The organism is Exiguobacterium sp. s152 (assembly GCF_018618335.1).
GTDB classification, from domain to species: domain Bacteria; phylum Bacillota; class Bacilli; order Exiguobacteriales; family Exiguobacteriaceae; genus Exiguobacterium; species Exiguobacterium chiriqhucha.
This window is the reverse complement of sequence record NZ_JACSLX010000003.1, coordinates 74,496-89,761: the sequence shown is the minus strand read 5'-3', so window position 1 is coordinate 89,761 and position 15,266 is coordinate 74,496. Positions and strand designations below refer to the sequence as shown.

The window sequence follows — 15,266 nt, the reverse complement described above, 5'->3', positions numbered from 1 at the left end:
AGACCGTCCGGGAGTGCCCGGCGAACTGACTGGTCTCTTATTTTTTGAGCGTCTGGGTGACGTGTCGTTCGAACGCCTCGACAATGGGTACCGGGGCTTCTTTCTCCCCGTACTCGGCGGCCTCGAGCCAGACGGCGAAGCGACTCCCTTCGCTGAATCCGATGCGGTCGAACCATTCCATGACCGTCTCCTCACGATGGCGAGGATGGGCCTGTTCAAGCCGGCGCCCGGCATCGAGCAAGCGGACGTGCCGTGGGGCCCGTGTGACGCGACGGACGGCATCCGCCGCTTGATGGCGCTGTTTCGGTACCGTCACATCCTCTTGTATCTCTTTACGGCGTTGCAAGTAGATGAACAAGGCGACCAACCCGACCAGAAGGACGAGAAACGCCAGAATCAAGAACAGTGATTGATTCGTTGCCGATTCGAGCAACGTCTCATTCGAAATCGTCTCGGCATCGATGTTCGGATTGTCCGGCACGAGAATCCGGTTGACGCGGTCGGTCGGATCCAAGTTGAACCCATCGAACCAACCCCCGATCCACACGAAGATGGGACGAATCCAGGCGACGAGGTTACCGAACAATAACTCTTTGATCGTCCGGATGATGACGGCCAGTCCGAGACCGACGGCGAGGGCGACGACGAGCGTCGACAACATCCGTTTATAGTCACGGCGGTAATATAGGCTCCGCTGCCAAAACAAGAACAAGAACGGGAAGACGATCATCGCGAGCGGCTGCGACGCCGGCGGGGACAACCAATCGACGATCAGGAAGAGCACGCTGGCAATCGCGTAACGGTCCGTCCAGTCGAGCGTCCGGATAAAGGCATGGACGTACGTGAATAAGAGCAACGTCACGCTCATTTCATAAGAAAACCAAAGGGCGGCGATGCTGAGGGCCGTCTGAACACCGAGTTGCCAGTTGCGCGGCAATCGGAGCGTCAAGAGAAAGACGAGCGGAAACGCGTGACCGACATAGAAAGCGGCAAATACCCACCAAAGTAGTCTCATCGGCCGTCACCTCCGAGCCGTAGAATCGATTGGCTGCCGCCGTATTTGGCGACTTTCCGTTCGAACAGCGACCGGGCGAGCGGGAAGTCACGCTCCGATAGACAAGCGAGCGTCGTCATGACCTTGCGGAAATGCGTCTCACCGCTCCCCGGTGCGAGGTCATAGGTGATCCCTTCCTTCGTCAATGTCGGCACAATCAGCCCATAGCTCGCGTTCTCTTTCTCGAAGTCGCGGCATAGCGCCGCAGCCTGCGAAATCAACCGCTCTATCTGATGGGTGAGGGCGCGTCCGTCTTTCGTCAGCAAGTCGAGCACGACGACATATTCGTTCGCTTGGACGGGTTGCTCGGTCCGGGCGAGCAGTTCCCCCGTTTTCGCATAGGCCGACCAATACAGTTGTCGCATCGGCTGGCCGTGATACGGCGCCACTGACTGGAACGTCTCCGGGTCACGGTAGGCGCTATGACGGACCATCTCCTCCCCAGGTAACGTCGGAGGGCGCTTCGGAATCGGATAAGGCAGGAATTCAGGGAAGACATAGCCGATGCGGTCGAGCGGGTCTTCCTTATAGAGCGAGAACATACGGAGCGGGTCACGAATCTCCATACCAATCGCCTCCATGCGGATCGGTCCGCGTCGAATCGCCTTGAGCGGGAGCGTATAGGCGACGGCCGCCTCGCGTCCGACATAGTTCTCTTGGCGCCAGAAGGCGTGTTCCTCCGACTCGACGGTAGGATGGAGATATCCTGACAGACGGACGACACCGAGCGGGACAGGCGCCGTTGAAACCAATTTGATTGTATACGTCTCTTCATCGTTCGGGAACAGCTTCAGCTCGTCGGTCACTTCGACATGTACGTATTCAGCGAGCCGGAACAACAACTCCGGCATGATGAGCGCATACAGGCTGAAACCGATAATCACACTCGCGAGGAAGACGTTGCCGTATAGGGCGGTGAACACCCCGACGACGAACAAGAGCCACATATACCCGGACTCGAGGTAGCGAGGGCTGACGAGTTGCATATCACACCTCTGACGGGACCGGGATGGTCTCCAAAACGGACTTGATCAATTTAGACGGCTTCGTCTTGAGCGACGCCTCGACCGTCAAGACGATGCGGTGTCCGAGAATCGGCAAGGCGAGCGCGCGGATGTCTTCCGGTGATACGTAATCCCGTCCGTCCATATAGGCATGCGCCCGAGCCGCCATCGTGTAGGCGAGCGTCGCCCGTGGGCTCGGTCCGACCTCGATATCCCGGTGATGACGGAGCGCCTCGACGAAATCGAGGAGATAGTCCTCCATCGCCTCGTGGAACAAGACATCACGGACGGCTTGCTGCATCTCGGCAAGTTCGGTCTGTTGCAACGTGAACGGGGCTGCACTCAAATGCTCGTTCCGTAGCAACCGGCGTTCCGACTCCCGAGACAACGGAGCGAGCGACAGTTTGAACAAGAAGCGGTCGAGTTGAGCCTGCGGCAACGGGAACGTCCCTTGCCCATCGAACGGGTTTTGCGTCGCGATGACGAAGAACGGGTCCGGTAGACGAAGCGACACCTCACCGAGCGTCACTTGTCGCTCCTGCATCGCCTCCAGCAGTGCCGACTGTGTCCGAGGTGTCGTCCGGTTAATCTCATCGACGAGCAAGATTGACGTGAAAATCGGTCCAGTCCGGCGTTCGAACGTGCCCGTCGTCGGATTGAACAGCTCCATCCCTAAAATGTCACTCGGTAGCGTGTCCGGTGTACATTGCACGCGTTGGAACGCGGCCGAGACCGATGTGGCCAGGCTTCGTGCAAGCGTCGTCTTGCCGGTACCAGGCCGGTCCTCGAGCAGCACGTGGCCCCCGGAGAGGAGAGCGATCGTCGACAGCTTAATCGCCTTCGACTGCCCGATCACTTGATCGTTTAAATGTGTCTTCCATTGTTGCACCATAATGTAAGTCCCCCGTCTATTTTCTGAATATTTATAAAAATCATAGCACACTCGCGGACCGAGATGGAACGCTAAAGAACGGTGTTGCTAAATATGTAGGTCGATCATGGTCAATCCGAAGAAGACGTTTTCGCGTTCTTACGGCTCGGGAACTCGAAAATCAAGTAATACAAGACAATCATGCTTGTGAAAGGCTGCAGGACGCTGACCCATGTTGGCACGTCGAACAAAATATACGTAAGTGTGATGAGAACGGATGATCCGAATAATAATTTTGAGAACATAGGCGACGTCTCTCCTTTGAATCGCAATATGGAATAGGTTGACTATACCATGTCACTTTCGCAATAACCGCCCGACAAAAAAACTGACCTGCCTGTATGAGGCAAGTCAGTCATCGTTTCGGTGTATCCAAATAGCGTTCGAAATGCCGCTCCAGCCAGTCCTGGAAGAACGACATGAACGTACAGATGCCCCAATAGATCAAGGCGACAACCAAATAGACGGTCATATAATCGAATTCCCGACCCCCGACGATTTTCGCCTTATTGAAAATCTCCGGAACCGTGATCATGGCGGCGAGCGAACTCGCTTTAATCAAATCGAGGAACACGTTCGAAAGCGGGGGGAGGGCAATCCGTGTCGCCTGAGGTAAGATGACCCCTTTCAGCGTCAACCACTTGTTCATCCCGAGCGAGCGGGCCGCCTCGACTTGTCCTGGATCGACGGCACGGATCGCAGCCCGGACGATTTCCGCGATATAGGCCGCCGAGTTCAGACTGAACCCGATGATTGCCGCCGTCAGCGCTGCGAACTCGATGCCGATGAATGGAAACCCTGAATATAAGATGAACAGGATAATCAAAATCGGTACACCCCGCATGAACGAGATATAGAACGTCGACGGGAACCGTAGCAACCTCGACGGTGACAGTTTCCCAAGGGCGAGCACGAGACCAAGCAATAAGCCGAAGAACATGCTGACGAATGAGATCCAAAGCGTGTTCGGCAAACCGCCTAGCAGATAAGGGAACGAGCGCACAGCCAGGTCGACGTCAAAAATCGCTTCCCATTTCACACCTTCGAACATAAGTGCTTAGTCCAATTCGACGATGGTCGCGTCGACGTCTGGTTCGACCGAGACATCGGCACCGTTATAGAACGTTTCCGACAACTCTTTCACCGTGCCGTCTTCAAGCATCTCGGTAAGGACGCGGTCGATGTTCTCTTGAAGCTCTGCGTTTTCCTTATCCATCAAGAACGCAACTTCCTGTGGGTTATAGGCGATATCCGGGTGAATCGTGATGTCGAACTCCGGGAAGAAGGCGAGGGCGAGCGTCTGGAGATAGTAGTCGTTCAAGATGACGTCGGTCCGTCCTGTCGAGACGTCACGGAGGTACTGGTCGTTCGTGGCGTTGTCATAGATGACTTCCTCCGCCCCGTATTGACGTGCTACGTCCATGAAGACGGTCGTCGCTTCTCCAGCGGCCTTTTTGCCTTTCAAGTCCTCAAGTGACTCGATACCTGATAGATCGCTCTTGCGAACGATGGCCGTCCCGTACGTGTACTTGTATGGCGTCGAGAAGGCAAACTTCTCTTTCCGGTCGTCTGTGACCGAGATATCGTTTGCGGCGACGTCGACTTGTCCGTTTTGAACGCTCGTCAACATGTTGTCGAACGCCATCTCTTTGAATTGGACCTCGAGGTCGAGACGTTTCCCGACCTCTTTCATGAGCTCGACGTCAAACCCCGTCAACGTATCGCTATCTTCTTCACGGAACGAGGCCGGATAGAGCGTACCGGCCGTACCGACCGTGAGCGTACCGTCTTCTTTGATTTCGTCCCAGCGCGAAGTTTCGGCCTGATCGGTGCTAGAATCACCACACGCCGCGAGCGGGACAGCCAATAATAGGGATGCTGCCAAACCTTTTGTCATACGTTTCATTCAAGTTCCTCCTTAAGTTATCATCTGTCTAAAAATAGCATGACATACGCTTACAGGCAACTCCTAAGAGCGGATGAACAGCGTTAAAGTTATTTTTGAAACATAAATCCATAAAGCGCTAACATGTTAATGAATGAAGGATTCAATCGAATGACACAGTTTAGTAATTATGATGAAACAGATCAATAGATGTCGGTTTGAACAATACGGTTTAAGTAAAAATATCATCGTGTTGATCAGCCGACTCCGACGCATGTGAACTTTAATAATTCATGTATGATAGATAGTAAAGGCATATTCGTAACATATTAAAATGAGGAGAGGAGGGCACACATGGAAAAATGGGAGAGATGGACAGTCAATCCAGAGATACCGGCCAAACTATATCTGCAGGCTCTAATTGATGATAAAGACGGATTAAGACTTGTGTTTATGGATACGCATGAGAACACGTATACATTCTTGTTTGACGGACTAGTGCTGTCGTATCGACATACAGACGAAGGAACGCTTATTAGAACGCTAGAACATTTATACAAACATTATGACATTGATTTTTTTAGCAATTGGACACTCTTTCAAGTGACCGATTCCAGCTATTTAAAATGGCTAGCTGAAGAATCAACAAACATTTACGAAGCGGTTTATAATATTCAGCATTACGTGTTTCTGACATCAAATGATGTAATTGAAGTGTTGTCGACAGACCCACCGACTTTGATTTCATGACCGCCATTTTACGGCTAGTCTAGTGAGACCATTTGGTTTTGGGATGGAGCGGTCATTACATATGAAGGGAGAAAGATGCAATGGAAGAAGCACCGAACATCTCGATCAAAGCGTTAGATGAGTATTCCATCAGCGTCGTAAACGAAGCCAATAATGCGTTTCCAGTCATCGGGAAAATCATCCCGAGCTTTTGTGACGGGGTTTGGATGTATGAGGAACAGTTATATGAGAAAGCCCATGAGACGAGCTTCCCAGACGATTCACTAGACTGGCATGAATACATCAACAGTGAGGACAAACAAGTATTCTTGGCATTCGACGAGACGACATGTATTGGACAAATCCGTGTGGTGAAAGACTGGAACCGTTTTGCTTATATCGAGAACATCGCGGTCCGTGGCAGCTATCGCAACAGCGGGCTTGGGCATTTGCTGATAGAAGCTGCGCAGACGTGGGCAAAAAAGCAATCGTTGCTGGGATTGTCGCTCGAAGCGCAGAACGATAACGTGATCGCGTGTCGATTTTATGTGAAAGAAGGGTTCGCGCTCGGCGGTGTCGATACGCTCAAACAGACCGGCAATCCGAACATCGACATGACGTTGTATTGGTACAAGATTTTCTGATTTTTTTCGAGAGGAGAGATGTCATATCTGACATCAATTTTCTTTATTTTCCTTTTAGTTAACATAACATATATTATCAGTAAAAATAAAACTCCGTCTCAATTCTTTAGTATACTTAAAGTAGTGAGACAGAATGTGAAATTTGACGAAAGGGATTCAAGTTCGCGTAAAACGGATCAATGTGACGCCCGGTTCGGGTTCAAACTCGGCACTCGGTTCGAACCCGAGCTTCGTGTACAGTTTCTTGGCCGGTCCGTTATGTTTGCCGGTGTGCACATAGACGAGTTTGTCCTCGTGCAAGCTGAGCACGTGTTCGAGCAACGTCGTCGCAAGTCTCGCCCTGAAATATCTAGGATCGATGCACAGTTTTGTGACCTCGACCGTGTTCTCAGCCGCTTCAATCGTGATAAAGCCAATCAACCGCCCGTCGTTATACAAACCGTAGCTCGTACCGGGCAGATTCTGGATCACCTCGACCGTCTCATAACGCGCTGGGATCTCATCGAAGCCGATCAGCTCGGCCTCGACCGCATAAGCGTTTCGTTGAATCTCGAGCATTTGCTCGGCCAGTTGATAATCTGTCGTCTGAATCTCGCGTAATTCCACCTGTGAGCACCCCCGGATTATCGTAAAAATAGACGTGCTTGCTTGCGTTTGGCCCGCTTCAGTGCCAAATAGAGCCGATGTGTCCCGGCGACTGGTTGTCCATGGCCGACGAACGTACGTTGCGGTGCGAGATCGAGCAACTTCTCCGCATGCTCTAACGCTGCACGCTTATCCCATGTCGCGATACCCGGCAGCGGGAACAACGGACGGACGTCCCCTGCCACGGCGACTCCCCCACGCGTCTGAAATGCATCTCCCGCAAACAAAATCCGCTCTTTCTCATCGAAAAAAGCAATCGAACCAGGGGTATGACCCGCTGCCGGATAGACCCGTAAGCCGAACAGCCGCTCACCTGGGTCAAGCAATTTATCCGGCAAGGAGTGGATTTTCGGGAGAGAACCCTTCAGTTTGAGAGCCCGCTCGTCCGAGTCAGTCGTCCGGTCCCCTTCAAGGAGACGGGCGTCGCGCCTCGAGACGTACAGCTCGGCATGAGGATGGGCTTTCAAAATCGTATCGACACCGCCGACATGATCTCCATGGGCATGCGTCAACAAGATAGCGAGAAGCGGGCGTTCGAACGTCTCGATATACGCTAAAATCGATTCCGCGTTCTGCGCGAGCCCTGTATCGATCAAGACAAGCCCGAGCTCACGTTCAATCAGTTGGACGTTGATTGGTAAGATGGGTGCGAAAAACGTCAGTTGATGGACGTGATCAAAACGTGTGACTTTCATGGAATCCCCTCCCCTTAATCGAATAACGTGGTCCAATCTTCTTGCCAACGGGCCTCAAAACACATATAGAGCTGCTCTCGCGTGTTCCGCGCAAGTGACAAAGGTGGTAAGGCGTCTCGTGTAAAGAACGCAACCTCGCTCGTCTCATGACTAATTTGCGCCTCTCCACCAATCAACTCGCATTCGATAAACAGTTTATAGTAATGCTGCGACAACGGCGGATGGTCGTGATGATGCATATCGAACAAGGCAAGCAGCCGAATCGGTGCGACGTCGAAACCGGCCTCTTCCTCGATCTCTTTGATGATGTTCTCTGCCGGGGACAGTCCGATCTCACAAAAGCCACCCGGAAGCGTCCAAAGTCCGTCTGACCTTTCCTTGACGAGTAACACTGCGTCATCCTTGAAGACGACGCCTCGGACGTCGAGCTTCGGTGTCGGATAACCATCGACGTGGGTCAATTCGGTGATTTCATGCAAAGCAAGATTAGATTGTTGCTCGAACATCTCGGTCGCGATTCGTTGGAGTTCGAGGTAACGTTCTCGATCGAACTCGTCTTTCGTAAACGTCAAGCCAGCCTGTGACAGCGCCTGTAGCCGCTTGGCCCAATCGAGCCACTGTGACATACGTATCCCCCCATGATTTGTCCTCCTGTCCCATTCGCCAAAAGGGATCGTTGTTCCTTTTAGAAATACCCGCTCCTAAGAGAAACTAATGTGACATGGAGTTGAAAAAATCAACTGATGCCCCCGTGTTATACTGGATAGAGAATCAAATCGAAGGAGGTTGGACATGCCGATTTCACTGTTATCCCAGTTCAAAGCAGACTTGGACGGCTATACCGAGCGGCAGCTCCGTTATCAGGCAGCAGCAGACGTCTGGTCAATCGGACAGATGTACGACCATATCATCGTGGTGGCCGAGGAATATGCGGACGAGATTGACCGGTGTCTCGCTTCCACTGAAGAACAACCGCTCGGGAAGACCGAGTTCGGTGAACGATTGTTCCGGATGGGTGGTTTCCCACCGGTCAAAATCCGCTTACCTGATGAGATGAACCAACCCCCGAACAACACGGACAAGCGCGAGACGCTCGAAGGACGAATCGACGAGTTATCTGCACGCTTGAACCGCCTTGAACCGCTCACCCGCGCGGCAAACCCTGACGTCAAAGCCCGACATGGCGGTTTCGGTTGGCTGAACGCCCAGGAATGGTACGACCTCATCGAGATGCATAGCCGTCATCATTTGCGCCAACAGGCCGATTTGGAGCGCTATCTGATAAAGGCGGAGCTTTGAATCCATAAGAAAAACCCTGTAGCAAAGACAATCGTCTCTGGTACAGGGTTTTGTTCGATCTCAATCGAGGTACACGTCCTCAATCTCACCGAACGTCTCTTCATCAAATACGAATGAGCCGTTGGCGTAGCGGTCCAAGAGCGTCAATTGCTTCGTCTTGACCGTCTTCGCTTTCTCTTTCCCGATGATGTGGAGCGTTTCATCGTCATGCACCGGGAGCACACGACGAATCTGGTGCGGTTTCGATTTGACTTCGCGGATGAGCATCGTCCCGCGCAAGTTGCGGTTCGTGCAGTCGAACTGATCCTCGAGCTTCATCTTCTTGACCGCTCCACGTTGCGTCACGAGGACGAACAGCGGCGGTGTGAAGAAGGCAAAGGCATCGGCGACCACATCGCCATCTTTCAAGTTCATCGCTTTGACGCCGGCGGCACGTTGGCCGACGACCGGAACGTCGTCTTCTTTGAACCAGAGGCCATAGCCGCGCTCAGAGACGAGGAACAGTTGTCCTGGACCGTCACTGATGCCCGCGAAGACGACCTCGTCGTCACCTTTTAACTTGAGCGCCATGAGCGCTTTCGACTTGCGTTGGGCGTCATAGTCACGGAGCGGCGTCCGTTTGACCATGCCTTCACGCGTGACGAACAGGCAATGCGCGTCGGTCTCGAACGTCGAGACGACATCGGCCGAGACGACTTGTTCGCCTTCGATCGGCACAAGGTTGGCGACATGCTGACCGGCGTCTTTCCATTTCGACTCTGGAATCTGATGGACCGGGATGAGCAAGTAACTGCCTTTGTTCGTCCAGACGAGCAAGTGGTCCGTCGTCATCGCCTGGGTGACGAGGACGGGACGGTCTTTCTGCTTCATCTCCGGCATCTCGTCGCTCGAGGCGCCATATGAGCGCATCGATGAACGTTTGACGTAACCGTCGCGGCTGACGAACACCATCGTCTCTTCGACGGCGATCATGACCTCTGTCTTCAGTTTCAACTCTTCGACCTCGGACTCGATGACCGAGCGCCGTGCGTCGCCGAACTCGTCACGGAGTGCGGTCAACTCTTTCGAGATGAGCTTCCGTTTCGTCGCGTCGACGTTCAAGATGTTGGCGAGGCGAGCAATCTCTTTTTGGAGCGCCTTCGCCTCTTTTTGGAGCTCGACGATATCCGTGTTCGTCAACCGATACAGTTGGAGCATGACGACCGCTTCGGCTTGACGGTCCGTGAACGAGAACCGCTCCATGAGCTTCTGTTTCGCCTCGGACTTGTCTTTGGCCGAACGGATGAGTTCGAGCGTCTCGTCTAGGACCGAGATGGCCTGTTCGAGCGCGTCGACGATTTCGGCGCGTTTCTTCGCCTGGTCGAGCTCGAACGTCGTGCGACGGGTGACGACCTCTTCGACGTGCTTCAAGTACGCGTCGATGATCGACAAGAGTCCCATCTGTTTCGGTGTCCGGTTGACGATGGCGACCATGTTGTAGTTGTAGGCGAGCTGCAGATCGGTATGCTTCAAGAAGAAATGGAGCACACCTTCCGCATCGGCTTCCTTCTTCAACTCGATGACGACGCGGACGCCGGTCCGGTCGGTCTCGTCACGGACTTCGGCGACACCTTCAACTTTGCGGTCGAGACGGAGCTCTTCCATCTTCTTGACGAGGTTCGCCTTGTTCACCTCATACGGGAGTTCGGTGATGGTGATCTGTTCACGGCCGCCCTTAAGTGGCTCGATGACCGATTTGGCACGGATGATGACCTTGCCTTTGCCGGTCTCGAACGCCTTCAAGATGCCGTCTTTGCCCATGACGATCCCGCCAGACGGGAAGTCAGGTCCTTGCATATAACGGAATGCGTCATTCGTCGTCTCGACCTCACCTTTCAAGCGGGCGATGGCGAGGTTGAGCACCTCGGTCAAGTTATGCGGCGGAATCTCGGTCGCATAACCGGCAGAGATCCCCGTCGTCCCGTTCATGAGCAGGTTCGGGAGGAGTGACGGCAAAACGAGCGGCTCTTCGGTCGAATCGTCAAAGTTCGGCGTATAGTCGACCGTGTTCTTAGAGATCGACGTCAGCATGACGCCGGCAATCTTCGACAGACGGGCCTCGGTATACCGCATCGCGGCGGCCGAGTCGCCGTCCATCGAGCCGTTGTTCCCGTGCATGTCGATGAGCGGGTAACGCAACTTCCAGTCCTGCGATAGGCGTACCATCGCCTCATAGACGGAACTATCACCGTGCGGGTGATAGTTACCGATGACGTTCCCGACCGTCTTGGCCGATTTGCGGTACGGTTTCTCGTTCGTGTTGCCTTCATGGTGCATCGCATACAGGATGCGGCGTTGAACGGGTTTGAGCCCGTCGCGCGCGTCCGGGAGGGCCCGGTCCTGGATGATATATTTCGAGTAACGCCCGAAGCGGTCACCGACGACCTGTTCGAGCGACAAGTTTAAAATATGTTGAATCGTCGACATCGTTACATCACTTCCTCAATCGCTTTAGTCACGTGTTCATTGGCGATGATTGAATCATCTTCCTGGAGGCCGAAGGCGACGTTCTCCTCGATCCATTCACGGCGATGGGCGACATTGTCTCCCATGAGCACCGAGACACGCTTGTCGGCGACGGCAGCGTCGTCGACCGTGACACGGATGAGCGTCCGTGTGTCCGGGTTCATCGTCGTCTCCCACAGCTGGTCGGCGTTCATCTCACCGAGACCTTTGTAGCGCTGGAGGATATAGCCCTTCTTATACACTTTGACGAGCTTCTCGAGCGCCTCTTCGTCCCAGGCGTACTCGAACTGTTCCGACTTGCCTTTCCCTTTCGAGATGCGATAGAGCGGCGGCAAGGCGACGAACACTTTGCCGGCCTCGACGAGCGGGCGCATATAACGGAAGAAGAACGTCAACAGGAGCACTTGGATGTGGGCCCCGTCCGTATCGGCATCAGTCATGATGATGATTTTGTCGAAATTGCAGTCCTCAAGGTCGAAGTCATGGCCGACCCCGGCACCGATCGCGTGGATGATCGTATTGATTTCCTCATTCTTCATGATGTCCTGGAGTTTCGACTTCTCCGAGTTGATGACCTTCCCGCGCAGCGGCAGGATGGCCTGGAATGTCCGGTCACGACCCTGTTTAGCCGAACCGCCGGCCGAGTCACCCTCGACGAGGAACAGTTCGTTCTTGGCGGCGTTCTTCGACGTCGCCGGCGTCAGTTTTCCGTTCAAGATGCTCGAACGTTTCTTCTTCTTGCCGTTGCGCGCCTCTTCCCGGGCTTTCCGGGCGGCTTCACGGGCCTGGGCGGCGCGGATCGCCTTCTTGATGAGCATCGTCGCCATCTGCGGGTTCTCCTCGAGGAAAATCGTCAGTTGTTTGGCCATGACACCATCAGCGCTCGTACGTGCCTCGGGCGAACCGAGTTTCGATTTCGTCTGCCCCTCGAACTGGAGGAATTCTTCCGGGATCCGTACCGAGACGATGAGCGTCAAGCCTTCGCGGACGTCACCGCCGTCGAGGTTCTTGTCTTTTTCTTTCAACAATCCGTTCTTACGGGCGTATTCATTCACGATGCGGGTCATCGCCGTCTTGGCGCCGACCTCGTGTGTGCCGCCGTCACGAGTCCGGACGTTGTTGACGAACGAGAGGACGTTCTCAGAATAGGCGTCCGTGAACTGGAAGGCGAGCTCTAGCTCGATATCGTTCTCCGTCCCTTCGAAGTAGACGATCGGATGGAGCGTCGCCTTGTCGTCGTTCAAATATTGGACGAACTCGGCAATCCCTTCCTCGTAATGGAACGTCTCTTCTTTATCCGAACGCTCGTCCGTCAACGTGATCGTCAATCCTTTTAACAGGAATGCCGATTCACGGAGCCGTTCAGCGAGCGTGTCGTAGTTATATGTCGTCGTCGAGAAGATCGAGGCGTCCGGTTTGAAGTAGACGCTCGTCCCCGTCTGACGCGTCTTTCCGGTCTCGAGGAGCGTCGTCTGCGGAATCCCGCCGTCGGCAAACGTCTGCTCGAACACTTTGCCGTCGCGATAAATCGTGACGAGGACCTTGCTCGAGAGTGCGTTCACGACCGAGGCGCCGACCCCGTGGAGTCCACCTGACGTCTTGTAGCCACCTTGGCCGAACTTACCGCCGGCGTGGAGGACCGTGAAGATGACCTCTGGCGTCGGTTTGCCGGAGGCGTGCATCCCGGTCGGCATACCACGCCCGTGGTCGCGTACCGTGATCGCGTCATCTTTATGGATGGTCACGTCGATTTGGCCACCGAATCCGGCGAGCGCCTCATCGATCGCGTTATCGACGATCTCATAGACGAGATGGTGCAAGCCGCGATGGTCGGTCGAACCGATATACATCCCCGGACGTTTCCGAACAGCAGTCAGTCCTTCGAGCACCTGGATGGCGTCTTCATTGTAATTAAATAAGTCTGTTGACATCTTCGTCACCTCAATTTCGAACACACGTTCGTTTTTCTATCCTATTGTATAGCTGTTTTTAGATTCTGGCAAGCCTCCCTCCGCGAGCGGGGCTCGTGAAAAAAAGGAGACCTACCAAGGAGGTAGGTCTTAACCGAGAAGGCGGGCGTGCTCGACATAGATGCATCGATTTTCGATGTAGTCGAGTCCGGCATCGCGAGCGATCCGCTCGGCGTCCGGGCTGGTGAGCCCGAGCTGGTTGAAGACGAGACCGACATCCCCATGTCGGACGGCATCTTCGGCCACGCCGGCCAAATACTCATTGCGTCGGAAGACGTCGACGATATCGACGCGCCCCGGGATGCTCTCGACCGTCGGATAGACTTTGCGTCCGTTCCACGTCTCGAGCGTTGGATTGACAGGGATGACTGTGTAACCTTGCAAGATCAAATAGTCTGCGATTTGGTTCGCGGTCTTGTTCGGGTTCGCTGACACGCCGACGACAGCAATCGTCTTCGCCTCGGTGAGCCATTGTTTCAAACGTTGATCGTCCATCCTGAAATCCCCCTTTTGTTTACGTTCTCAGTGTACCTTTACCTGAATCACCGTTTCAAGCTTTATTTTCTTTTATCATACAACTGTAACTCTTTCAAATTTTTAAAACAAATCAATTGGTTCACCATAACTTATTATGTAAACCGGATTATATGACGTTATTTCTCCGGATCACAGGTCGATGTGTGTCTCGGATGAAAATGAAGTGTGAGCGAACGTTGCGTGAAATAGATATTTCACGCAATCATAATGACGTATTCAAGACGTTTTCGAGGTTGGGATTGACTTGATTCTCGAACGCCCATGGGCAAATCGATGACAGTTCGGTATACTAAGATTCAGGAGGTGTTCGCGTGGGAACTGCCTATGAGGAACGTCGCGGTACACTATATAATTACCGCATCACTTTTTACGGGAACGCGCTCGCTTGGCTCATCCACGTCGTGTTCTTGATCACGTTTTGGCAACTCGGCGTCACGGTACTCGCCTGGTCGAATCTACTCAGCATTCTCTATTACACGTTATCCTTTTATTTTGTACATAAACGATTGTATCGGGCGTTCTTCGTCGGTCTGTTCGTCGAAGTCGTCTATAACGCGATTATCTCGACGGTCGTGCTCGGTTGGGGTGCGAACGTCCACTATTTCATCATCATGGTCGCCTATGGCGTATTCTTCATGCCGAACGTCAGTCGGTCCATCCGGATTGCCTCGACGATGCTCGCCATGACGATTTACGGTTTCCTCTACCTGAACGTGACGACAGGGACGCAACCGCTCACGTCGTCGTTCGAGCAAATATTTGGCCTCTTTTGCCTCTTGTCGACGATTGCTTTGATTGCTGGGTTATCTTTCGTCTTCGAAGGTTCCGTCGTCGAGGTGACGTCCGAGCTTGAACGGACGAACGAACGGTTGCATACGCTCGCCTCAAGGGACGGGCTGACCGGTTTGTATAACCGGACGACGGGTTACCGTTTGGTCGAAGATGAGATTCGCGAAGCCGCCATCAATGGACGGCCATATGCCGTCGCCCTCGGGGACATTGACCATTTCAAGGCGTTCAATGAGCAACACGGTCATGACTGCGGCGATCTCGTCCTCAAACAAGTCGCCTCCGCGCTTGCCCGAACCGATGGGATTGCCATCCGTTGGGGCGGCGAGGAGTTCCTCATCTTCTTGACGGATAAGTCAGCTACAGAAGCCACGGAGACGATTGACCGCTTGCGGCAACGCATTAAATCACTCGAGACGATTTATGACGGCCGCCGACTCAGCGTGACGATGACGTTCGGCGTCACGACGCGGAGCGGATTCGAGGCCGTCGACACACTCGTCAAAGAGGCGGACGACAGGCTCCGGGCCGGCAAACAGGAAGGCAAGGACCGAATCGTCACGTCAATCCATCAGTAAG

General features: G+C 53.7%; 16 protein-coding genes. 4 read left to right on the top strand and 12 right to left on the bottom strand.

Translation table 11 applies throughout. The annotated features are described in order from the left end of the window. Positions 1–37: 37 nt before the first annotated feature. From KNP72_RS07195 to KNP72_RS07170, 6 genes are all read right to left on the bottom strand, one after another. Positions 38–1,015: a hypothetical protein gene (locus KNP72_RS07195; protein WP_214832650.1), complete on the bottom strand. Its 978-nt coding sequence runs from the start codon at positions 1,013–1,015 to the stop codon at positions 38–40. Continuing rightward, positions 1,012–2,040, bottom strand: coding sequence for a DUF58 domain-containing protein (locus tag KNP72_RS07190; RefSeq protein ID WP_214832648.1), 1,029 nt, complete (start codon positions 2,038–2,040; stop codon positions 1,012–1,014). The genes KNP72_RS07195 and KNP72_RS07190 overlap by 4 nt, the downstream gene beginning before the upstream one ends. 1 nt (position 2,041) lies before the next feature. Next, entirely contained in the window at positions 2,042–2,950 is a 909-nt protein-coding gene (locus KNP72_RS07185; protein ID WP_214832646.1) for an AAA family ATPase, read from the bottom strand. Positions 2,951–3,060: 110 nt separating this feature from the next. After that, the gene (locus KNP72_RS07180) at positions 3,061–3,234 is read right to left on the bottom strand and encodes a hypothetical protein (protein ID WP_214832644.1); all 174 of its coding nucleotides are present in this window, start codon (positions 3,232–3,234) and stop codon (positions 3,061–3,063) included. Positions 3,235–3,344: 110 nt separating this feature from the next. Then, positions 3,345–4,040: an amino acid ABC transporter permease gene (locus KNP72_RS07175; RefSeq protein WP_021067457.1), complete on the bottom strand. Its 696-nt coding sequence runs from the start codon at positions 4,038–4,040 to the stop codon at positions 3,345–3,347. A 6-nt stretch (positions 4,041–4,046) separates the two neighbouring features. Next, positions 4,047–4,895, bottom strand: coding sequence for a transporter substrate-binding domain-containing protein (locus KNP72_RS07170; protein ID WP_131472673.1), 849 nt, complete (start codon positions 4,893–4,895; stop codon positions 4,047–4,049). Positions 4,896–5,228: 333 nt separating this feature from the next. Between KNP72_RS07170 and KNP72_RS07165 the strand changes: the two genes are divergently transcribed. Both KNP72_RS07165 and KNP72_RS07160 read left to right on the top strand, forming a co-directional pair. Next, on the top strand, positions 5,229–5,624 hold the full coding sequence (locus tag KNP72_RS07165) for a hypothetical protein (protein WP_214832642.1): 396 nt from the start codon (positions 5,229–5,231) through the stop codon (positions 5,622–5,624). A gap of 80 nt (positions 5,625–5,704) precedes the next feature. After that, the gene (locus KNP72_RS07160; RefSeq protein ID WP_214832640.1) at positions 5,705–6,247 is read left to right on the top strand and encodes a GNAT family N-acetyltransferase; all 543 of its coding nucleotides are present in this window, start codon (positions 5,705–5,707) and stop codon (positions 6,245–6,247) included. A gap of 156 nt (positions 6,248–6,403) precedes the next feature. On the opposite strand, the gene KNP72_RS07155 is transcribed toward KNP72_RS07160, so the two are convergent. From KNP72_RS07155 to KNP72_RS07145, 3 genes are read right to left on the bottom strand one after another with little or no spacing between them, the layout of a single operon-like run. Next, on the bottom strand, positions 6,404–6,853 hold the full coding sequence (locus tag KNP72_RS07155) for a GNAT family N-acetyltransferase (RefSeq protein WP_214711375.1): 450 nt from the start codon (positions 6,851–6,853) through the stop codon (positions 6,404–6,406). Between the two features lie 17 nt (positions 6,854–6,870). Further along, positions 6,871–7,587, bottom strand: coding sequence for an MBL fold metallo-hydrolase (locus KNP72_RS07150; RefSeq protein ID WP_214707763.1), 717 nt, complete (start codon positions 7,585–7,587; stop codon positions 6,871–6,873). Between the two features lie 14 nt (positions 7,588–7,601). Beyond that, complete coding sequence (locus KNP72_RS07145; RefSeq protein WP_034777626.1) at positions 7,602–8,213, bottom strand: NUDIX hydrolase; 612 nt, start codon at positions 8,211–8,213, stop codon at positions 7,602–7,604. Positions 8,214–8,379: 166 nt separating this feature from the next. On the opposite strand from KNP72_RS07145, the gene KNP72_RS07140 reads away from it, so the two are divergent. Next, positions 8,380–8,886, top strand: a complete 507-nt coding sequence (locus KNP72_RS07140; RefSeq protein WP_214832638.1) for a DinB family protein — start codon at positions 8,380–8,382, stop codon at positions 8,884–8,886. A gap of 60 nt (positions 8,887–8,946) precedes the next feature. Here KNP72_RS07140 and parC read toward each other — a convergent pair whose 3' ends face one another. The 3 genes from parC to KNP72_RS07125 all read right to left on the bottom strand — a co-directional run bounded on the left by parC (position 8,947) and on the right by KNP72_RS07125 (position 13,856). Further along, positions 8,947–11,352 (bottom strand): DNA topoisomerase IV subunit A, encoded by a 2,406-nt coding sequence (parC, locus tag KNP72_RS07135; RefSeq protein WP_214711372.1) that lies wholly within the window; start codon positions 11,350–11,352, stop codon positions 8,947–8,949. 2 nt (positions 11,353–11,354) lie between these two features. Beyond that, entirely contained in the window at positions 11,355–13,322 is a 1,968-nt protein-coding gene (parE, locus tag KNP72_RS07130; protein WP_031200243.1) for a DNA topoisomerase IV subunit B, read from the bottom strand. 129 nt (positions 13,323–13,451) lie between these two features. Continuing rightward, positions 13,452–13,856 carry a CoA-binding protein gene (locus KNP72_RS07125; RefSeq protein ID WP_021067467.1) on the bottom strand — a complete coding sequence of 135 codons (405 nt, stop codon included), beginning with the start codon at positions 13,854–13,856 and terminating at the stop codon, positions 13,452–13,454. A gap of 353 nt (positions 13,857–14,209) precedes the next feature. Here KNP72_RS07125 and KNP72_RS16020 point away from each other — a divergent pair, with 353 nt between their 5' ends. After that, complete coding sequence (locus tag KNP72_RS16020; protein ID WP_214720036.1) at positions 14,210–15,265, top strand: GGDEF domain-containing protein; 1,056 nt, start codon at positions 14,210–14,212, stop codon at positions 15,263–15,265. The last annotated feature ends 1 nt before the right edge of the window (position 15,266 follow it).